The sequence below is a fragment of the Arthrobacter sp. TJ-178 genome, from assembly GCF_058269275.1.
Genome location: NZ_JBZCNK010000007.1, coordinates 75,619 through 96,210, shown reverse-complemented (window position 1 = coordinate 96,210; position 20,592 = coordinate 75,619). Strand labels below are relative to the sequence as shown.

The 20,592-nt window shown below is 64.7% G+C and carries 17 protein-coding genes, 1 tRNA gene and 2 riboswitches; of the genes, 14 read left to right on the top strand and 4 right to left on the bottom strand.

Annotation, left to right across the window (positions count from 1 at the left end):
• Positions 1–28 precede the first annotated feature (28 nt).
• From AC4D2Q_RS16810 to fdhD, 9 genes are all read left to right on the top strand, one after another.
• Positions 29–727 carry an iron-dependent transcriptional repressor DtxR gene (locus AC4D2Q_RS16810; protein WP_490947581.1) on the top strand — a complete coding sequence of 233 codons (699 nt, stop codon included), beginning with the start codon at positions 29–31 and terminating at the stop codon, positions 725–727.
• A 65-nt stretch (positions 728–792) separates the two neighbouring features.
• Positions 793–1,005: riboswitch (cyclic di-AMP (ydaO/yuaA leader) on the top strand.
• Positions 1,006–1,169: 164 nt separating this feature from the next.
• On the top strand, positions 1,170–1,778 hold the full coding sequence (locus AC4D2Q_RS16805) for a M23 family metallopeptidase (RefSeq protein ID WP_490927686.1): 609 nt from the start codon (positions 1,170–1,172) through the stop codon (positions 1,776–1,778).
• Between the two features lie 118 nt (positions 1,779–1,896).
• Positions 1,897–2,062, top strand: a riboswitch (cyclic di-AMP (ydaO/yuaA leader).
• Between the two features lie 3 nt (positions 2,063–2,065).
• The gene (locus AC4D2Q_RS16800) at positions 2,066–2,974 is read left to right on the top strand and encodes an NlpC/P60 family protein (RefSeq protein WP_490927687.1); all 909 of its coding nucleotides are present in this window, start codon (positions 2,066–2,068) and stop codon (positions 2,972–2,974) included.
• 32 nt (positions 2,975–3,006) lie between these two features.
• Positions 3,007–3,870, top strand: a complete 864-nt coding sequence (locus tag AC4D2Q_RS16795; protein WP_490947580.1) for an NlpC/P60 family protein — start codon at positions 3,007–3,009, stop codon at positions 3,868–3,870.
• Positions 3,871–4,081: 211 nt separating this feature from the next.
• On the top strand, positions 4,082–4,582 hold the full coding sequence (locus tag AC4D2Q_RS16790; RefSeq protein WP_490947579.1) for an HNH endonuclease: 501 nt from the start codon (positions 4,082–4,084) through the stop codon (positions 4,580–4,582).
• A 20-nt stretch (positions 4,583–4,602) separates the two neighbouring features.
• Positions 4,603–5,274: a molybdenum cofactor guanylyltransferase gene (mobA, locus tag AC4D2Q_RS16785; RefSeq protein ID WP_490947578.1), complete on the top strand. Its 672-nt coding sequence runs from the start codon at positions 4,603–4,605 to the stop codon at positions 5,272–5,274.
• Positions 5,275–5,296: 22 nt separating this feature from the next.
• Positions 5,297–5,587, top strand: a complete 291-nt coding sequence (locus AC4D2Q_RS16780; protein ID WP_490927691.1) for a DUF6457 domain-containing protein — start codon at positions 5,297–5,299, stop codon at positions 5,585–5,587.
• Positions 5,577–6,875, top strand: a complete 1,299-nt coding sequence (locus tag AC4D2Q_RS16775) for a molybdopterin molybdotransferase MoeA (RefSeq protein WP_490947577.1) — start codon at positions 5,577–5,579, stop codon at positions 6,873–6,875. Before AC4D2Q_RS16780 ends, AC4D2Q_RS16775 begins: the two co-directional genes overlap by 11 nt.
• 135 nt (positions 6,876–7,010) lie before the next feature.
• On the top strand, positions 7,011–7,838 hold the full coding sequence (gene fdhD / locus AC4D2Q_RS16770) for a formate dehydrogenase accessory sulfurtransferase FdhD (RefSeq protein ID WP_490927693.1): 828 nt from the start codon (positions 7,011–7,013) through the stop codon (positions 7,836–7,838).
• Positions 7,839–7,855: 17 nt separating this feature from the next.
• Here the strand turns inward: fdhD and AC4D2Q_RS16765 are convergent, their stop codons facing one another.
• Positions 7,856–9,532: a sensor histidine kinase gene (locus AC4D2Q_RS16765; protein ID WP_490947576.1), complete on the bottom strand. Its 1,677-nt coding sequence runs from the start codon at positions 9,530–9,532 to the stop codon at positions 7,856–7,858.
• 127 nt (positions 9,533–9,659) lie between these two features.
• On the opposite strand from AC4D2Q_RS16765, the gene AC4D2Q_RS16760 reads away from it, so the two are divergent.
• The gene (locus tag AC4D2Q_RS16760) at positions 9,660–11,558 is read left to right on the top strand and encodes an ABC transporter ATP-binding protein (RefSeq protein WP_490947575.1); all 1,899 of its coding nucleotides are present in this window, start codon (positions 9,660–9,662) and stop codon (positions 11,556–11,558) included.
• Positions 11,559–11,606: 48 nt separating this feature from the next.
• Here AC4D2Q_RS16760 and AC4D2Q_RS16755 read toward each other — a convergent pair.
• Positions 11,607–11,683: transfer RNA gene (locus AC4D2Q_RS16755), tRNA-Arg, on the bottom strand.
• A gap of 67 nt (positions 11,684–11,750) precedes the next feature.
• A complete protein-coding gene (locus tag AC4D2Q_RS16750) occupies positions 11,751–12,260 on the bottom strand; it encodes a MarR family winged helix-turn-helix transcriptional regulator (protein ID WP_490947574.1) in 510 nt (169 codons plus the stop codon).
• Between the two features lie 86 nt (positions 12,261–12,346).
• On the opposite strand from AC4D2Q_RS16750, the gene AC4D2Q_RS16745 reads away from it, so the two are divergent.
• Positions 12,347–14,485 carry an MMPL family transporter gene (locus tag AC4D2Q_RS16745; RefSeq protein ID WP_490947573.1) on the top strand — a complete coding sequence of 713 codons (2,139 nt, stop codon included), beginning with the start codon at positions 12,347–12,349 and terminating at the stop codon, positions 14,483–14,485.
• A gap of 547 nt (positions 14,486–15,032) precedes the next feature.
• On the opposite strand, the gene AC4D2Q_RS16740 is transcribed toward AC4D2Q_RS16745, so the two are convergent.
• A complete protein-coding gene (locus tag AC4D2Q_RS16740; RefSeq protein WP_490947572.1) occupies positions 15,033–15,659 on the bottom strand; it encodes a hypothetical protein in 627 nt (208 codons plus the stop codon).
• Positions 15,660–15,785: 126 nt separating this feature from the next.
• Here AC4D2Q_RS16740 and AC4D2Q_RS16735 point away from each other — a divergent pair, with 126 nt between their 5' ends.
• The 3 genes from AC4D2Q_RS16735 (at position 15,786) to sucC (ending at position 20,556) form a co-directional block, all read left to right on the top strand.
• Entirely contained in the window at positions 15,786–16,592 is an 807-nt protein-coding gene (locus AC4D2Q_RS16735; RefSeq protein ID WP_490947571.1) for an inositol monophosphatase family protein, read from the top strand.
• Between the two features lie 85 nt (positions 16,593–16,677).
• Positions 16,678–19,176, top strand: coding sequence for a DNA helicase PcrA (gene pcrA / locus AC4D2Q_RS16730; protein WP_490947570.1), 2,499 nt, complete (start codon positions 16,678–16,680; stop codon positions 19,174–19,176).
• A 210-nt stretch (positions 19,177–19,386) separates the two neighbouring features.
• Positions 19,387–20,556: an ADP-forming succinate--CoA ligase subunit beta gene (sucC, locus tag AC4D2Q_RS16725; protein WP_490927701.1), complete on the top strand. Its 1,170-nt coding sequence runs from the start codon at positions 19,387–19,389 to the stop codon at positions 20,554–20,556.
• Positions 20,557–20,592: the final 36 nt, after the last annotated feature.

The window sequence follows — 20,592 nt, the reverse complement described above, 5'->3', positions numbered from 1 at the left end:
CCAATTGAGTACCTAGGAGCGGCCTGCCATGACGGACCTCATTGACACCACCGAAATGTATCTGCGGACCATCCTGGAGCTCGAAGAAGAGAACATCGTGGCTCTCCGGGCGCGCATCGCCGAGCGGCTGCGCCACTCCGGGCCAACCGTGTCCCAGACGATCGGGCGGATGGAGCGGGACGGCCTGGTGGTGGTCTCGGGCAACCGGCACCTGGAGCTGACCGAGCAGGGCCGCCGCCGCGCCACTGAAGTGATGCGCAAGCACCGGCTGGCCGAACGCCTGCTCTCGGACGTGATCGGCCTGGACTGGGCTTACGTCCATGACGAAGCCTGCCGCTGGGAACACGTCATGAGTGAGCGCGTGGAGCGGCGGCTGTACGACCTGCTGGGGCATCCCACGGAGTCGCCCTACGGCAACCCCATTCCGGGTCTCGCCGAGATTGGCGGCGTGGCCGCTGAACCGTTCCACGACGGCGTGACCAACCTCGTTTCCGCTGTGGCGCAGGCGGAGCCGGGAACCAAGATGAAGCTGGTCCGGCTGGCCGAACCGGTCCAGGTGGAACCGGAACTGCTCTGCCAGTTCGATGAGGCGGGTTTGCGCCCCGGAGCGGAGATCAGTGCCGAAGTGGTGGCGGGCTACATTTCTGTGCGCGTTCCCGGAATCGAAGGCGCCCTGGAACTTCCTCCAGAGGTGGCTGCCCACGTGTTTGTATCCACACTCGGATAACGAAATGGTCTCTTTTGGGCATCTTCACCTATAGTGACTTACTGACGTTGAAATAACACCGTTATCCGGGCCTTACGCCGAACCCTGCCACTGGCCCGGAATTACATAGTTCAGGCAGGGGCGGAGGACCCATCACCGGCAGCTTGAGCTGCCTTGGGGTGAAGCCTCCAGCATCAGCACTGCCCCCGCATCGACGGTGCGGCCCGTCGCTGAATGCGGGGCCGAGTTTCTCCACTCGAATCCGACAGCTAACTTCGCAGGCATATGAGAGAGGTATACCTTGTCGAAGCATGCTGCCCCGGGCAGGCGCCGCGCGTCTGCCCCGGCCCCCGCTCCACGCCCGGACAACGGCCCCAGATCCGGCCGCCGCCGAGCAGAATCCAGAAACCGCTCCATCGGCGGTGCCGCACAAAAAGTCGCCATTACCGCAGCAGCCTCGGGCATGATCCTTACTGCTGCGGTCCCCACCACCGCAGCCGTGAGCGAACCAGCCCAGGAAATGCAGCCTGTCGCCGTGGAAGCGCCGGTAGTTTCAGCGGATCCCGCAGCCGCCGTTAACTTTGACCGGCCCGCCCTGAGCAGCCGGTTTGACCCGGAAGCAAAGCTCCACCACGTGGCTGTGGCGTCCGGTGCGGAGATTTCCGCCGGTGCATCCGCGGGCGCTCTTGCCCGACCGCTGGCCTCGGAGCTCGTTCAGACGTCCGGCTTTGGCTACCGCGTCAGTCCCATCACCGGTGCCGCAGACGAGCTGCACCGCGGCCAGGACTTTGCCGCTGCCTGCGGCACGGATGTCACGGCTGCCGCAGCCGGCACCGTAACCTTCTCGGGCTGGCACGACTTCGGCGGCGGAAACCGCGTGGTGGTTGATCACGGCAACGGCGTGGAAACCACGTACAACCACATGTCCAGCCTGGCTGTGGCCGTGGGGGACAAGGTGGAGCGCGGCGCCCTGGTGGGCGCCAGCGGCACCACAGGCGCCTCAACGGGCTGCCACCTTCACTTTGAAGTGATGGTCAACGGCGAGGTCGTTGACCCGCTCGGTTGGCTGTGACCGCAGGATAACCATTTCGTGACCTGAACGTGACATTCGACAAATGTTGTTGTAGGGTCGTCCTCGTGCTTGATCGGCCAAAGGTCGGGCACCCTCGAACAGATCGCCGAGCTCTGCCACTGTTTGAGGTCCGTTCGCAACATCGCATGGCAGAGGCGGGGGAACCACATTCGGGTTTCGAAAGAAACCCTAGGGGTTAAGTTGCACGGGCCTTACCGCCCACGCAGCCGGGTGACTCCCATCCGAATCCGACAGCTCACCTCGTAGGCATTGGGAGAGGCAAACTTGTGTCATCAGTAGCTCACGGCCGCCGTCGCGCGTCCGCAGTCCAGTCGAGCCCCGTTTCAGCACTGTCCCGGGCCGTCACCTCCAATGTTGGAACCATCGGCCGCCAGGCCGCCGTCGTCGTTGCCGCTTCAGGCCTCGTCCTCGCTGCAGGCCTTCCCGCCCAGGCAGCCCCCAGCACCGACCGCCAGGTACTCGAAGCCACCCCGCTCAGTGTCGTAACTTCAACCGGCGCTGTTTCTGTCTCCGCACAGGCACCGTTTGAGCTGGCCACCATGCAGCCCGTCTCCTCCGTTTCCGGAGCGGACTACCGCGCCCGCATCGCAGCAGAAGAAGCGGCTGCCGCCGCTGAAGCCGCTGCTCAGGAACAGGCAGCTGTTCAGGCTGAGCAGGCCGCTGCAGTTCAGGCCGAGCAGGCTGTTCAGGCTGAGCAGGCAGTTGCCGCTCAGACGCAGCAGGCTTCCGCACCGCTGGCAGCCACCACTGCCAACTGGGCCCCCGCGGCCAACACGCCGGCTCAGGCCCAGGCTGCTGCCCCGGCACCCGCCGCTGCAGCTCCCGCACCGGTTCAGGCTCCGGCCCCCGCACCGGCTCCGGTAACCAGCGGCGTCGGCGCAGCACTCGTTGCTTCGGCCTACGCGCAGCTCGGTGTTGCTCAGGACTGCACCGCCATGGTGGAGAATGCACTGCGCTCCGTCGGCAAGTCGGTGGGCGACCTCGCCCCCGCACAGTTCTACGCTTTCGGCTCGGTTGTTGGCTCGCCCGAGCCCGGCGACCTCGTCATCACCTCCGGCCACGTAGCCATCTACGTGGGCAACGGCCAGGTCATCAGCGGCGGCTTCGACGGTATGAACACCGTGCTGCACCCGCTGTCCTACCTCGGCGGCGCAAGCTTCGTCCGCGTCAGCTAAGCCCTGTTGCAGATAACGGAGATTGCACCCGCATGACATCTACAACTGAGCGCGCCCGTCACCGGGCGCCCGCAGCGCGTACCGCTGCGCTGAGCACGCTTGCGCAGGCAGTGTCCGCCAACGCCGGAACCTTTGGGCGTCAGGCCGCTGTGGTAGTTGCCGCATCAGGCCTGGTTCTGGGCACCGGCGTTGCGGCCAACGCAACAGGTTCCGATGTGGTCCGCAGCGCGGAAACCAGCACGTTGGATCTGGCGGCGTCTACGCAGCTGATGGTTCCCGCAACCGCCATGGTGAGCTTTGACCGTCCGGCCGTGGCCGGCGTCATTCTGGCCCCCGAAGCGCAGCCTGAGGAAACTCCGTCTGAGGAAGTGCAGCCTGTTGCTGCGCAGCCGCAGGCAACCGAGCCCCAGGCAGCGCCGGCAGCGCAGCCGCTGCCGGCCGAGGCTCCTTCACAGGCACCTGCCCAGGCAGTGCTGACGGAAGAAGCTGCTCCGGCCATGGAACCGGCAGGTTTTGTTTCCGCTCCGGCGGCGGCCCCGGCGCCGGAAGCGGCTCCGGCTGCTTCCTCCGGCACTGCTGCGACCATCGCCGCCGCTGCCTATGCGCAGCTGGGCGTGTCACAGGACTGCACCATGCTGGTGACCAACTCACTGGCTGCCGCCGGCATCAGCTTCCATGACTGGCCCGCCGGTTACCTGTCTCTGGGAACTACGGTCAGCGCCTCCCAAGCGGTTCCCGGCGACCTGATCTACTACGCCGACGGCGGCATGGGCATGGCCCACATTGCTGTTTACGTTGGAAACGGCCAAGCCATCCACGGTGGATTCAACGGTAATTCCACTGTTGTGGCTCCGGCAGAGCTGGGCTCGGGCGGCGTGTACATCCACGTCCGCTAGAAAACGCTACACACAGTTTGCCTGCCGGTTCGCCAGCAGCGGTCAAGGGTTTCTCCTCCGGGAGGAACCCTTGATCCGTTTAAACCGCCGGGCGGCGCCGAAAATGGCGAAGAGCAGGATCCGGGCATACTCTTTCCATAGATCATGTGAAGTACCGTCAACCGCGGCGGGCAACCTCCCGCCGAAGGACCGCAGGCGAAGAGGAATGTGCATGCGCACTCTCGTTCTGAATGCAGGCTACGAGCCGCTGGCCGTTGTGAGCTTCCGCCGGGCGCTGGTGCTGGTCTTGTCAGGGAAGGCCAGTGTTATTGCCGAGAGTGGGGATCCAGTGGTGGGACCCACGGAAATTCTTCCGCGCCCCTCGGTGATCCTGCTGCACAGATACGTGAAAATTCCTTACCGCGAAGGCACCCCCGTTACCCGGCGGGGTGTTCTGCGCCGGGACCTGCACCAGTGCGCATACTGCGGCAAGGCCGCCTCCACCGTGGATCACGTCCTGCCCAGATCCAGGGGCGGAGAGGACAGCTGGGAGAACATGGTTGCCTGCTGCCTGCGCTGCAACAATGCCAAGGGAGACAGGACTCTGAACCAGCTCGGATGGCAGCTGCGCATCCATCCCCAGCCGCCCCGCGGGGCTCGTTGGCAAATCCGCGAACTGGAGCGCCCGGCCCCGCAGTGGAGTCAGTTCCTCGATGCCGGCACGGCTGCCTGATGCCGGTGATGGATACGGCAATGCCCTCGTTCAACGCCATTGTGCTGGCCGGGGGAAGGTCGTCGCGCCTGGGCGGAACCCCCAAGGCGCTGCTTCAGTCCTCCGGGCGAACGCTGTTGGCTGTTGCCCTGGAAGCAGCATCCGGTGCTGCCGAACGGGCTGTCGCCGGACCGCCCCAACTGCAGGAGGCGCTGGAGGCGGGCGGAATCCCCGCTCTGCTGATCCGCGAAGATCCGCCATTCTCCGGGCCTGCGGCGGCGGTGGCGGCGGCATGGACGGCGCTGGCCGCCCAGGATGAACAGGCAGGGCGGCGTCCGCCCGAGTGGACCCTGGTCCTGGCCTGTGACATGCCGTTCATCTCCCGGGCAGTCAACGCACTTTTGTCCGAAGCTTCCGACGGTACACGCGGCCCGGTGCCTCTCTCCCTCCTGGCCGTTGACGAATCCGGACGCGAGCAGCCGCTGGCCGGGCTCTACCGGACGGCCCATCTGGGCGCTGCGATCGGTTTTTTCGACAGGCCTGCAGGATTGGAAAACCTTTCGATGAAGCGGCTCCTTGCTAGGGTGCAATACAGGAGCGTTGCGGTTCCGCCCCACAGCACAACGGACATTGACACGTGGGAGGATGCCAGGCGCTGGTCGGTGGACACCGGCGGCGCCGGAGATGCTGAGCATCCCGCAACGCGCAATTGAAAGCCCGTTAAGGAGCAGGAACATGGCAAGCCAAGAAGAACAACTCGAGGAGTGGTGCCGCAGACTGCTCACCGCCTTCGAGCTAGAAGGAACCACGGTGGATGTCAGCGCAGTGCTGCAGCTGGCTTCCGACGCGGCACACTCCGTGGTTCGCCCCGCTGCTCCGCTGACCACTTTCGTGGCCGGATTCGCTGCAGGCCTCGCGGCAGGCAGCGGCCAGACCGGCGACACTGCGGCCATGAACGCAGCTATGCGCGTGGCCGCCCGGGAGTGCAAAACCTATGGTGAAACCGGAGACGTTAATGACCACTGACAATTCCACCCCCGTGATACTTCCGCTCCAGCCCAATGCCCCCTGGGAGAATGCGCGCAGCTTGGCGTTCTCCGCCGGCCGGGCGCTGCCTTATGAAACCGTTCAGCTGGCCGATGCGCTGGGCCAGGTCCTCGCCCAGGATGCGCCGGCCCTGCAGCCGGTCCCGCATTATGCCTCGTCCGCGATGGACGGGTGGGCAGTGGCCGGACCGGCGCCGTGGCATCTCGTGACCCATGAGGAACCGCACATCGAGCGGTGGCAGATCCACAAGGAATCCGGCCGGCGCCCGCTTCAGCCGGGGCAGGCAGTCGCCATCCTTACGGGCGGCATGATTCCTGCCGGTGCCACCAGCGTGCTGCGGTCTGAAAGCGGCATTGTGTCCGGAACCGACAATCCGGTCCTGAACCTCAGCTCCGCGGCCCGGCCGGACGAGCCCGCGGACGGCGAGCATATCCGCCCGGCCGGGGAGGAAGCAGCAGCCGGAGAAGTCACCATCAAGCAGGGGACCCTCCTCAACCCGGCGCACATAGCCCTTGCAGCGGTGTGCGGGCACGACACCCTGCCGGTGCTCCGCGCACCGCGGGTGTCCCTCCTGCTGACCGGCGATGAGGTCATCGAGTACGGACTGCCTGAATCGGGGCAGGTCAGGGATACCTTCGGACCCCAGCTGCCCCAGCTCATCACGATGATGGGCGGCCGCATGGATGTGGTCAGGCGCGTCTCGGACCGCTATGAAGACGTGGTGGCTGCATTGAGCAGCGATGCCACCGATGAAACCTCCATCGCCATGTCTTCCGGTGATGTCCTGGTCACCACCGGCGGCACGGGCCGTTCGGAAGCGGACCACCTGCGGCAGGCGCTGGAGGACATGCAGGCGGAAATGCTGATTGACGGCATTGCCATGCGCCCCGGACATCCCACCATGCTGGCGCGGCTTCCGGACGGGCGGCTGCTCGTCGCGCTCCCCGGCAACCCGCTGGCGGCGATGATGGCAGTGTTCTCCGTCCTTCAGCCGCTTCTGGATGGACTCCGCGGAGCACCGCTCTCGCCGGAACGCCATGTCCTGGTGGGCGTGGACATGGAGCCTCTGCCCGGACGCACGCGGTTGGTCCCGTGCCGGATTGAGAACGGGCGGGCCGTCCCGTCCCCCTATTTCCGGTCCGGCATGCTCCGCGGAATAGCAGATGCGGACGCAGTCATGGTGGTGCCCGAGGCGGGGTGCACCATGGACGAGGCCGTCACCGCACTGCCGTTGCCCTGGTCGGTGCAGGAGCCGCCGGCACGGTAGATGTCTCTGCGGGTGCCCCGGAAAGCACCGCGTGAGCTAATCTCAAAAAGGGAAACGGCCGGGGACTCCGGCCGGGCAACTGAGAATCAGCGGATCCGTCACAGGGCGGGTGCGGCACGCGTCTAAGGAGACGGAATGGGACGGGTTACCCGCCGCGGACAGGTTACTAAGTTCCGGACTGACGGAACCACCACCAAGCGCGAGGATGTGCTGGCCGGTGAGGAGCCCCTGGAAATCAGGGTTGAGGGACGCTCCTTTACCGTAACCATGCGCACCCCCGGCGACGACTTTGATCTGGTGGCGGGTTTCCTGGTCTCTGAAGGCATTATCTGGGATCCGGGACAGCTGATCAGCCTGCGCTACTGTGCCGGCGTCGACGATTCCGGACAGCAGACGTTCAACGTGGTGGACGTGCAGCTTCGCCCCGGAACTGCGCTTCCGGACACAGCCATGGAACGGCACGTGTACACCTCCAGTTCGTGCGGTATCTGCGGCACCGCTTCAATTGAAGCGGTGCGCAAGTCCTCGCATTTTTCCCTGGGGGCCGACGACGTACGTGTGCCGCTGCCGACGCTGGCGGGGCTGCCGGACAAGTTGCGGCAGCATCAGAAAGTTTTTGACCGCACCGGGGGAGTCCATGCGGCAGGGCTGTTCAGTGTTGACGGAGAGCTGCTCTGCCTGCGCGAGGACGTGGGACGCCACAACGCGGTGGACAAGGTAGTGGGGTGGGCGCTGCGGGCGGGAATGCTGCCGCTGCGCGGGACCGTACTGCAGGTTTCCGGCCGGGCGTCCTTTGAACTGGTGCAGAAGGCCCAGCTTGCCGGGATTCCCGTGCTGGCGGCGGTGAGTGCGCCGTCGTCCCTCTCGGTGGAACTGGCCCAGGACGCCGGGATGACCCTGGTGGGCTTCAGCCGCGGCACTTCGCTGAACTGCTACGCGTTCCCGGAGCGTATTCTGGCCTGAGGCCGGAATGCCGCCGGTCAGCGGGCGGGAAGAGAAACGGTGACCGTGGTTCCTCGCCCGGCAGCGGAGTCGACGCCCAGCTCTCCGCCGTGCCGGTGGACAATGTCCTGCACAATGGCCAAACCGAGCCCTGTTCCCGGAATGGCCGCGGCTGTTGCATTCGATGCCCGGAAGAAACGCTGGAAGAGCTTCGGGATGTCGGCCTCCGGGATTCCGATGCCATTGTCCGCCACTTCCACCCGGACCTGGACTCCCGCATCGCTGTGGATAACGTCGCCGCGCACCTCCACACACCCGTCGGGAAGCGTAAATTTCACTGCGTTGGACAGCAGGTTCGTAAACACCTGTTCCAGCTGGGCTTTGTCTCCGTCCACCAGGAGCGGGGCGGCCGCAGGGACCAGCCGCACGGTAATCGCGTTGGCGGCAGCGGCGGGAGCCAGCGCAGCGGCCACGGAGGACAGCAGCTCCCCGAGGTCCATCTCTTCCACGGAGGGCAGAATCGTCTGAGCCTCTGCGCGCGAGATGGTCAGGAGATCGGAAATGAGCTGGTTAAGACGGACAGCATTGCGTCCCACGATGTCCAGCATCTGTGCCACATGCGGCGGGACCTCCCCTCCTGAGCCGTCCAGGATGAGTTCGAGGTAGCCGGTGATGGAAGTCAGGGGTGTTCGCAGTTCATGGTTTACCGTGGCTACAAAGTCTGTCTTCGCCTGATCAAGTTCCCTTAGCCGGGTCACCACTTCACGCTGGCCCGTAATGAGGTGGCCCTGCAGCAGTCCGTGCGCCAGGTTGCCGCACACATGCTGGATCAGGGAAAGCTCGGTCCGGCTCCACCTCCGGGCTCCCGCGGTTCCCGCGATCCAGACATAACCAAACACCTGGTCCCCGTGGGCCAGCGGCGCAAAAACGGAGGTGCGCGGATGGGGCGGCGCGCCGGCGGGCAGGATGGTGTCTTCCACAGCGCCGGGGCACAGATGGTCCTCCACCCGCAGGACCGTCTCCCGGTCCCACAGGGAGGAACACAGCAGAACCGCATCGGGGAGCGGGACCTGCGGCAGGTCAGCAGCTTCCGGAACCCGGCTCCACGATGCAGACAGCTTCGGAACCCGTTCATCCGGGAAAGTGTCCATCCGGACAGCACACGCACCGAATGCCTCGCCGAGTCCCTGCACCACCAGTGCTGCCATCTGTTCAGGGTCATTGGTTGCGCGCAGGGCCGCGGAAACCGCGCGGGTTTTATCCCGGAGGCGGGCTGCTGCGATGCGGCGGCGGCGGGTTGCACGGCTGCCGGCCAGAAGCAGGGCAACCCGGTTGGTGAGATCCTCATCCACAATCCGTCCGCTCGCAAAGTGGGTGATGCCTGCCCGGACCATTGCCTCTATGTCCAGTGGCCCGTTCCCCGACAACAGAAGGATCGGCACGCCGGCGATGAGAGGTTCCTGCCTCAGCCGGCGCAGCTGTTCGGGCCGGACGCTCGCGAGCATGTCGGCATCGACAATGCCCAGGACGACGTCGTGTTCCTGGATCGCCCGGATGCTCTGGTGTTCATCAGTTGCCTGCAGCGGCACCACCCCTGCTGCCCGCAGGACCGTTTCCGCCGTGGCCCGGAGATCCGGACTCCGCACCGCCACCACCGCATACTGCACGTCTGCAGCGTCGGACGTTTCCTCCTGCGGTAGAAGCGCCGTGGGCATGGAAGCCTTTCGTCAGTTGCCGGGTTCCTGATGGCAGGTGGCGAATGGAAGTGTACCAGCGTGCATTCGGAATGCCGTGTCAGTGCCGAGGCTTAAGCTGGACAGTGACAACAACGGAGGACTCATCATGAGCATGGAAGGCGCGGCGTGGAGTTCCCTTCATAAGATCTCCACTGCCAAGGGCGGCACCAACAAGATTTCCCGGGAGACACTCAGGCGGATCGTCGCGTTCGCAGCTCCCTATAAGAAGCAGCTGATCGGCTTTATCCTGCTGTCCACACTCGGAGCGTTCCTTGCCGTGGCCACTCCGGTGCTGGCCGGTGAAGTGGTCAACGCCATCGTGGACCGCTCCGCCACCGGAACCGTGATCCGGCTGGCCCTGCTCATTGCCGCAGTGGCAGTAGCGGATGCGGGAGTGTCGCTGGCTACCCGCTGGTTCTCCTCGCGAATCGGCGAACAGGTCATTTTGGACCTGCGGACAGCCGTGTTTGACCATGTCCAGAAAATGCCGATCGCCTTTTTCACCCGCACGCGAACCGGAGCGCTGGTCAGCCGGCTCAATAATGACGTCATCGGTGCCCAGCAGGCCTTCAGCGGCACCCTGTCCGGGGTGGTGAGCAACGTTGTCGCCCTGGTGCTGACGCTCATAGTCATGCTCAATACCTCGTGGCAGGTGACCGTTCTGGCGATGCTGCTGCTGCCGGTGTTCCTGATCCCGGCCCGCCGCATGGGCGGAAAGCTGGCGGCGCTGCGCCGCGAAGCCGCCAATCACAACGCCTCCATGGGCACCCAGATGACCGAACGGTTCTCCGCACCCGGAGCCACCTTGGTGAAGCTCTTTGGCCGGCCGGAGCAGGAGTCCACTGAATTTGCCGTCCGTGCAGCCCGAGTACGGGACATCGGCGTCAAGATGGCCATGATGCAGGCCGTATTTGTCACCGCGCTGACGCTGGTGTCAGCCCTCGCGCTGGCACTCGTCTACGGCCTGGGCGGTTACTTTGCGCTGACCGGCAACCTGGACACCGGCGACGTCGTGACCCTGGCGCTGCTGTTGACCCGCCTCTACGCACCGCTGACTTCGCTGGCCAATGCCCGGGTGGAAATTATGAGCGCGGTGGTCAGCTTTGAGCGGGTATTCGAGATCCTGGACCTCAAGCCGCTCATTCGGGAAAAGGAAAATCCGGTGCCGGTTCCGGACGGTCCGCTGGGCGTCGAATTCGACGACGTGCGGTTTGCCTATCCCACTGCGGACAAAGTGTCGCTGGCCTCCCTGGAGGATGTTGCGGTGCTGGACTCGCGCGGCGGGGAGGAAGTGCTGCACGGAATCTCGTTCCGGGTGGAGCCCGGCCAGACGGTTGCCCTGGTGGGCACCTCGGGCGCCGGCAAATCCACCATCGCGCAGCTGCTTTCCCGGCTGTACGACGTCGATTCCGGAGCCGTGCGGTTTTCCGGCACGGATGTGCGGGATGTCAGTTTTGCCTCCATCCGCCAGGCCCTGGGCATGGTGACGCAGGACGGGCACCTGTTCCATGAGAGCATCCGGTCCAACCTGCTGCTGGCCAATCCTGATGCCACCGAGGACCAGGTCTGGGATGCCCTTCGGCGTGCGCGCCTTGAAGACCTCATCCGCTCCCTTCCGGACGGTCTGGACACCATGGTAGGGGAGCGCGGTTACCGGCTTTCGGGCGGAGAGCGCCAGCGGATGACTATTGCGCGGCTCCTGCTGGCACAGCCGCGGATCGTGATTCTGGACGAGGCAACTGCGGCGCTGGACTCCACGTCCGAGGCCGCCGTGCAGGCCGCTTTGGGAGAGGCGCTGGAAGGGCGAACCGCCGTCGTCATTGCCCACCGGCTGTCCACCATCCGCAATGCGGACAAGATCCTGGTCATCGAAGGAGGGCGCATCGCTGAGCAGGGAACGCATGCCGAACTCTTGGAGCTGGGCGGACGGTATGCGGAACTGCACGGCACACAGTTTGCCGTGGAAACCACGGTGGATCCCGCCGCGGATGAGGTCCGCAGCTAGCGGCCGTGTGCACAAGGGCTCCCTGGGCGGAGGAGCCCTTTAAAGAGGTGGTGCCCCCGGCCGGAATCGAACCGACGACCTGCCCTTTAGGAGAGGGCCGCTCTATCCTACTGAGCTACGAGGGCGGACTGCCGGGCTGGCCGGCAGGCGGTTATCAGCTTACCTGTTTCTGCGGCCGGGTTGGCGCAGGTCTCAGCGCGTGTGTTGTTCAGGTGAAGTCTCGGGTGCCCGCGGTTCGGCCTGCTCAAGTGCGGCTTGATGAGCGGCATAGGCCGAGCGCATGTCTTCCATGAACCGGTGGACGGTTGTCAGTTCCTCGGTGGTGTAACGGTTCATGACCTCAGCGGTGAGGGCTCCGAGGGGTCCGAAGTAGGCGCCGGCCATCTGCATGGCCAGAGGCTCGAAGTGCAGCGTCACTTTTCGGCGGTCCGAATGGGTCCGGTTTCGGTGGATGTGTCCGATCCGCTCCAGGCGGTCTATGACTGCTGTGGTGGCACCGGAGGAGGTGCCGAGTTTAGCGCTGAGTTGGCCGGCCGTCAGCGCCTCATGCCGAACCTCGGCTTCCATGATGAGGGTCAGCGCCCGCATGTCCGTGTTGTTCAGCCCCTGCTGGTGCGCAAAGGTATCCGCTACCCGCTGCCCGTCCAGGCCCATGCCGCGGATGGCATTAATAATGTCTCGCCGCAGATCCTCGTTTTCCACGCTCCCATAGTAACTCGAGGTTGAAGTATCTCCATAAGTGAGATACTTTTTTCGGGAGATACTTTCATAAAGCACCAGGAGCGAGCATGTACGCAGGGATAGTGAAGTCGGCCAAAGCGGCCTGGATCACGCTGCTGCTGAGCCTTGCGGTCGTCATTGGCCTCTTTGCTTTGCCGGCGCAGGAAAACGAAGCGAGCACGGTTGGCGGGCTGAGCGACAAATATCAGACCACCCAGGTCAATGAACTCCTCGAAGAGTTTCCCGACGCCCAGGAATCCACCGCGCTGATCGTGGTGTCCCGCGAAGACGGCGGGGCGCTGACGGACGCTGACCAGGCGGCCATTGCGGACATCAACGCTGCGGCCGCGGAACTTGGGGCCGTGGGCCCGCCTCCGCAGGTTCCGCCGATCGTTTCGGAGAATAAGCTCGTTGGCCTGGTGCCGGTTACGCTGCAGGCCGCGGCCGACGACGGCGACGCGGTGGCCGCTGAGGTGGAAAGCCTCCGCGGAAGCATCTCGGATGCCGCACCGGAAGGCATCAAGGCCGAGCTCACCGGAGGCGCGGCATTTACCGCGGACCTCGCCGGCGTGTTTTCCGGCGCGAACTTCATCCTGCTGACGGTCACCGCCGGCGTGGTGGCACTGCTGCTGCTCATCACCTACCGGTCCCCGTGGCTCTGGCTGGTTCCCCTGGCCGTGGTGGGAACCATTGAACAGGCTGCCCTGAAGGTTGTCGACCTGCTGGCACCGGTGGTGGGCATCGACGTTGACCCCTCGGCCGTGGGCATCACCAGCGTGCTGGTCTTCGGTGCCGCCACCAACTACGCACTGCTGCTCATTGCCCGCTACCGCGAAGAGCTGCGCATTCATGAATCCAAGTACTCCGCCATGGGCAAGGCGCTGACCCGCACCCGGGAAGCGATCATTGCCTCGGGCGGCACCGTGATCCTTGCACTGTTGGTGCTGCTGTTCACTGACACCATGAGCTACCGCGGCCTGGGCTTCTCCGCGGCCACCGGCATTGTCCTGGCCATCCTCAGCGCGCTGTTCATCCTGCCCGCCGCACTGGTGCTGCTGGGACGGAAGCTGTTCTGGCCGTTCGTGCCCAAGGTGGGGGACGCTGCCCGTGAAGGAAAGTTCTGGGGCAAGCTGGGTGAAATGACGGCACGGGCGCCCAAGCGCATCGCCGCAGTCGCCGTCGTCGTCCTGCTGGCTGCCGGCGGTCTCCTGTTCAACGTCCAAATCGGGCTGAGCGAAAACGAGCAGTTTACTGAAAAGCCGCAGGCCGTTACGGCCGCCGAAACCCTCGCCGAGGGCTTCCCCGCCGGCTCCACCTCGCCGGTGACCGTCCTGGTCGCCTCCGACACGGCGGATGCAGCGGCGGAGGAACTCGCGGCTGTGGAGGGCGTCTCCAGCGCTGAAGTCGCCGGGGAGAACAACGGCATCACCCGCATTGATGTGGTGGACAGCTACGAACCGGGGACGGCGGACGCCAATGCCTTCATCACCGACCTGCGCGATCAGCTGGCCGAAACCCCTGAATACGAAGCCCTGGTAGGCGGAGAAGCCGCCGAACGCGTGGACCAGCTCGCGGCGAACCAGCACGACCTGACGCTGGTGGTCACCTCAGTCATCATCCTGGTGTTCCTGGTCCTGCTGGTCCTGCTGCGCAGCCTCGTAGCGCCGGTCCTGCTGGTTGCATCCGTGCTGCTCACCTATGTTGCCAGCACCGGCATCAGCTGGTTCCTGTTCGTGAACGTGCTGGGCTTCCCCGCGCTGGACACGCTGACCCTGCTGTACTCCTTCATCTTCCTGGTGGCCCTGGGTGTGGACTACAACATCTTCCTGACCACCCGGGCACGTGAGAACGCCATGACCATGGGCACCAAGCCGGGCATGCTCAGTGCGCTGCGCTCCACCGGCGGCGTGATCACCAGCGCCGGCATCCTGCTGGCGGCCGTGTTTGCCGTCCTGGGTGTCCTGCCGCTGGTCACGCTGACCCAGGTGGGCATCACCGTGGCCATCGGTGTCCTGCTGGACACCCTGGTGGTGCGGACCGTCATTGTTCCGGCGCTGGTCTTCATCCTGGGGGAGAAGTTCTGGTGGCCGTCCAAGCCGGAGTCCAACGGCACAGGGGGCGGCCGTCACGAGGCGCAGCCGGGGAATGGCTCGGGCCCGAAGCTGGAGACCGCACCCGCGGGTGCGCACCGGGCGGATGTCCGGTAACGCAGCAGCCACCGTCACAGCAATAGAAACGTAAGACAAACGAAGCAGTAACGGGAGAGGGCCCGTCCGGACGATGCCGGGCGGGCCCTCTCCCGTTCCGTGTCCGGCGCATAACTCCCGCCGGGACTTCATCTTCACCGTCCCGGGTTTCGCAAAATCCGCTCTTGGGTGACGGCGGTGACAACATTATGTATGTTTGTGTCCGGTTTCTGATTTTGACGCAGTGCTTCGAGCGGTTCAGGGTCCTTCTGGAGCCTTGGGCCGGTAGAGCTTTCAAACGCAGGGAGTGTCCGGTGAAAGACAGCGATTTGTCGAAACGCAGAGTATTTTGGTTCGCCTCGGCTGCACTTTTGTCTCAGCGCTTCGGGGTTCATCTTCGCCGGACGAACGATGCTTAGCGATTCGCTCGGCGACGGAGCCTACAGGGTGCTGATAATCGCGGCATATGTTCTTCTGGCCGGAGTCGCCGGGAGTCTCACCAAGGGGTTTGCGGCGGAGAAAAGCCCGGCCGAGTAGCTCCGCCGGGCCGGCCCCCGTCCCGCTTTGCCTAGCGCGGGAGCCGCTGGGAAGATTTCGGAACGCGTCGGCCGAACACGGCAACAACAGCGGCCAGCAGGCTCAGGGCGAACAGCACCCAGCGGGCTATCGTCAGGACACTCGCCAGCGTGGCGTCGGCACTGGTCAGGGTTCCGGTGCCCAAGGCTGCGTCAATGGCGACGTTCTCCCACAGGTCGACAATGACAAAGAGGATCGGGGCTGCCCACAGTACCCAGCGCCGGATCCGCCCGCGGGCGTTCAGCCCAATGATCAGCAGCCAGGTAAACCCGAACATCAGGGGAAAGATGGTGCCCGCTGTTTTATGGACGTAGCTGAGCTGGCCGAGGGCATCCCCGTCCATTACCGAGCGGAGGTCAGCCAGGTACTCCATGCTGTAACCGCCCACCAGCGAATCCGGCATGGCCATGCCGTTGGAGAGCTGCGTCATCTGCTCCAGCACCATGAGGTGCAGGTAAAAGAACATAAACAAGGTGGTGACAACAGCTGCCGTGAGGAGCAGATTCGCGTTGGACTTGGTCTGCTGCGGAGAGCGGGGAGCTGTGGTCTGTGCAAGATGCGGAGGCATTGCCGCTTCGGAGCCGTGCTTCGCTGCCCGCTGTGCCGGAGTTTTTCCCATGCTTATAAGGGTATCTCCGCTTCCCTTCATCAGTTTTGCGGAGCGGAGGCAGCCCGGCCCGGCGCCGGTTTGCGGCTCCCGGTCCGCTTCCTTTGGTTCGCAGGTGCCTGCGGATAGGCTGTCGGCATGAACGTTACCGCCACAAAGGATGACTTTTCCCTGGCCGCTGATCTGGTGCGTGAAGCCGGTGCCCTGGCACTGCGCATGCGCTCGGCGGGACTGACCGCCACAGCCAAGACCAGCGTGTCCGACGTCGTGACAGCGGCGGATCACGCCGCGGAAAAACTGGTGGTGGAACAACTGCGCAGGCTGCGGCCGCACGACGGGATCGTGGGGGAGGAGGGTGCAAGCGTGCAGGGCACTTCAGGCCGGTCCTGGGTCATTGATCCGGTGGACGGCACCTACAACTTTTTTGCCGGATCCACTTACTGGTGCTCCGCCATTGCCCTGAAGGCGGACCAGCCGGATTCCCTCGACGGAGACCCGGACGTCCTGCTCGGAGCCATCTACCAGCCGCAGGAAGATCAGCTGTGGGTTGGGGGAGAGGGGCATCCCGCCACGTTGAACGGGACGCCGATGCCTTCGCTTGACGACGTCTCCCTGGACCGTCTCAGCGCCGGAACGTATCTGCATCCCACTTGGCTCCGCCGTCCCGAGGTGGCCGGCCCCTGGACGGCTGCAGCCTCGAGGACTGCCACGATCCGCATGCTGGGATCGGGTTCCTGCGATCTTGGCGGGGTAGCTTCCGGGCGTCTCGGTGCCTGGTTCCAGCACAGCTGCCCGGAATGGGACTGGCTGCCGGGTAAGGCCATTGTGCGCGCTGCCGGCGGAAGCACCGCTGTGGAGGAAGTGAACGGCTTTCGCTGGCACATCGCCGGAACGGCTTCAGCGGTCAGTGAAATCCGGGACGCGCTCGCCTCCGCTTCTGCCTGACGCCGCGGCACGGTCTGTAGGGCCGCTGCCGCGCAGGTCGGGCCGCCGGAAATGGTCGGTGCCAGCGCCTAGACTTAAGAACACCATGGACTATCTTTTTGATCCGTACTTTTCAGCCGCCAAAACCGACTCTCCCAAGACTGACTCTGCCAAAACCGACTCCGTGAAGACGGATGCGGCACCGGCCGGGTCCTCCGGCGGAGAGCACCACCGGGCTGCCTCCCGCGTGGACGAGAAGCGGGCGGCGGAACTGTTGCACGGCCTGAATCCGCAGCAGGAGGAAGCCGTCAAGCATGCCGGCTCGCCGCTGCTGATCGTTGCCGGCGCCGGGTCGGGAAAAACGCGGGTGCTCAGCCATCGGATTGCCTATCTGCTGGCCACGGGCCGGTCCAACCCCGGCCAGATCCTGGCCATTACGTTCACCAACAAGGCCGCGGCGGAAATGCGTGAGCGCATCGAAGCACTCGTGGGCGGGGTGGCCAAGACCATGTGGATTTCCACGTTCCACTCCTCCTGCGTGCGCATCCTGCGCCGCGAGGCGAAGACCGTGGGCATGAATTCCAACTTCTCGATCTACGACTCCGCCGATTCCCTGCGGCTGATCACCCTGGTGGCCAAGGGTCTCGATCTGGACCCCAAGCGCTTCACTCCCAAGATGATCATGCATAAGATCTCCGCGCTGAAAAATGAGCTGGTTGATGAGGAGTCCTTTGCAGCCTCCGCCAACTACGCCGATCCGTTCGAGCAGGCCGTGGCGGACGTCTACAAGGGCTACGCCGAACGCATGCGTTCAGCCAACGCCATGGACTTTGACGACCTGATTGCGCAGACGGTGTATCTGTTCCGCGCTTTCCCCGGAGTGGCCGAGTATTACCGCCGCCGGTTCCGCCACATCCTCGTGGACGAGTACCAGGACACCAACCACGCCCAGTACGCATTGGTCCGGGAACTGGTGGGTGTGCCCGGGGAAGGCAACACGCTGGACATTCCGCCGGCCGAGCTGACCGTCGTCGGGGACTCTGACCAGTCCATCTACGCCTTCCGCGGTGCCGACGTCCGCAATATCAATGACTTCGAGAAGGATTACCCGAGGGCACGCACCATCCTGCTGGAGCAGAACTACCGCTCCACCCAGACCATCCTCAACGCGGCCAACGCCGTCATCTCCCGCAACCCCAACCGGCCGGAAAAGCGGCTGTGGACGGCCGAGGGCAACGGCGAGAAGATTGTTGGCTACGTCGGCGAAAACGAACACGAAGAAGCCCGGTTCATTGCCGAGGAAATCGACCGCCTGCAGGACGAAGAGGGTCTGCGCCCGGGCGACGTCGCGGTGTTCTACCGCACCAACGCACAGTCAAGGTCCCTGGAAGACGTCCTGGTGCGCGTGGGTTTGCCCTACAAAGTGGTGGGCGGCACCCGGTTCTACGAGCGCAAGGAAATCAAGGACGCGCTGGCTTACCTGCGCGTGCTGGTGAACTCCGACGACGTCGTGAACCTGCGCCGGATCCTCAACGAGCCCAAACGCGGGATCGGCGACCGTGCCGAATACTCCGTGGCGGCCCTGGCCGAACGGGAACGCATCTCCTTCATGGCAGCCCTGCGGCGGGCCGGGGAGGCCCCCGGGCTGGCCACCCGGTCACTGAACGCGGTCAACGGGTTCGTCAAGCTCATCGATGACCTGGCCGAAGTAGCCAACGGCTCCGGCGCCTCCGCCGCTCTGGAAGCTGTGCTTGAACAGACCGGTTACCTGGCGCAGCTGCGTTCTTCCGCGGATCCCCAGGATGAATCAAGGGTGGAAAACCTTGCCGAGCTGGTGGCCGTGGTCCGCGAATACGAAAAGGACAATCCCGAGGGATCGCTGGGCGAATTCCTGGAACAGGTTTCCCTGGTGGCGGACGCCGACTCCATTCCCGACGCCCCGGAGGGATCCGCCGAGGAAGTTGCTGCTGCCGTGGAGGAATCCCGGCGGCAGGGTGTGGTCACCCTGATGACGCTGCACACCGCCAAGGGCCTGGAATTCCCCGTGGTCTTCCTGACCGGCATGGAGCAGGGGCTGTTCCCGCACCAGCGCTCCGCCACCGACCCGGCGGAACTGGCCGAGGAGCGGCGGCTGGCCTATGTGGGCCTGACCCGCGCCCGCAAACGCCTCTACATCACGCGCTCGGAAGTGCGCAGCATGTGGGGACAGAGCCAGTACAACCCGGCCAGCCAGTTTGTGGGCGAAATTCCGGGGGAGCTCATCGACTGGAAGCGCGAGGGGATGGACCGGCCCACCTGGGGCGGAAGCACCGGTTCCGGCTCCAGCCGCTACGGCGGCTCGCACTGGGGCGCCGGATCGGCGTCGGGCTCCGGGACCGGCGGCAACATCTCCGCCGCGCCCGTGGCCAAGGCCATCGGCCGGGTCCAGCCGCAAAAGGAAGTCATTGCCGTGTCCGCGGGGGACAAGGTTAACCACACCTCCTTTGGACACGGGACCGTGCTCGCGGTGGAAGGCAGCGGAGACAAGACCGTAGCCAAGGTCAAGTTCGACGTCGGTGAGAAGCGCCTCCTGCTGCGGTACGCGCCGCTGACCAAAGAGTCCTGACGCTTGCGGTAAGCTCCGTCCTCATAGCTCACGGTGCCCAATTTCTACAAACCATAGAACTGTGCGCTTAATCACTAAAGGGGTACTCTGGGGACGGCGTCGGACACCAAGCGACTAAAGTTCCCAGAGAGGCAGACCGGCGTGACGCATCTGCTTCTGCGATCATTTGATCGAATGTAAACCTACTTCGACGTAGAAGGACACTAGCCCGTGGACCTGTTTGAATATCAGGCGCGCGATCTGTTTGAGGCGCACGGAGTACCCGTGCTTGCCGGAATCGTGGCGCACACTCCTGAAGAAGCAAAAGCTGCAGCCGAGAAGATTGGCGGCGTAGTTGTCGTCAAAGCGCAGGTCAAGGTCGGTGGCCGAGGCAAGGCCGGCGGCGTCAAGGTCGCCAAGACCGCTGACGAGGCGTTCCAGTACGCTTCCGACATCCTCGGAATGGACATCAAGGGCCATACCGTTAATACCGTGATGATCGCACAGGGTGCGGACATTGCCGAGGAGTTCTACTTCTCCGTTCTTCTGGACCGCGCCAACCGCAACTACCTGGCCATGTGCTCGGTTGAAGGCGGCATGGAAATCGAGGTCCTCGCCGTAGAGCGCCCCGACGCCCTGGCCCGCGTTGCCGTTGACCCCGCCGTGGGCATCGACCAGGCAAAGGCAGAAGAGATTGTCGACACCGCCGGCTTCGCACCGGAACTGCGCGAAGGAGTCGTCAACGCGATCCTGAAGCTGTGGGACGTCTTCGTCAAGGAAGACGCCACGCTCGTGGAGGTCAACCCGCTCGTCCGCACCGGAGCCGGTGACATCGTTGCCCTCGACGGCAAGGTTTCCCTGGACGAAAACGCAGACTTCCGCCAGCCCGGCCACGCCGCGCTGGAAGATAAGGACGCAGCGGACCCGCTCGAGGCCAAGGCCAAGGCCAATGACCTGAACTACGTCAAGCTCGACGGCCAGGTGGGCATCATCGGCAACGGCGCCGGTCTGGTCATGTCCACGCTGGACGTCGTCGCCTACGCCGGTGAGAAGCACGGCAACGTGAAGCCCGCCAACTTCCTGGACATCGGCGGCGGAGCCTCGGCATCCGTCATGGCCGCCGGCCTGGACGTCATCCTGAACGACGAGCAGGTCAAGTCCGTGTTCGTCAACGTCTTCGGTGGCATCACCGCCTGTGACGCAGTCGCCAACGGCATCGTCAAGGCCCTGGAAATCCTGGGCGACGAAGCCAACAAGCCGCTGGTCGTCCGCCTGGACGGCAACAACGTCGAAGAAGGCCGCCGCATCCTTGCCGAGGCCAACCACCCGCTGGTCACGCTGGCAACCACCATGGACGAAGGCGCCGACAAGGCTGCCGAGCTCGCTCACGCCGCTCGCTGATCCAGAGCCTGTCGAACCTTTAGAAAGAGAATCCCC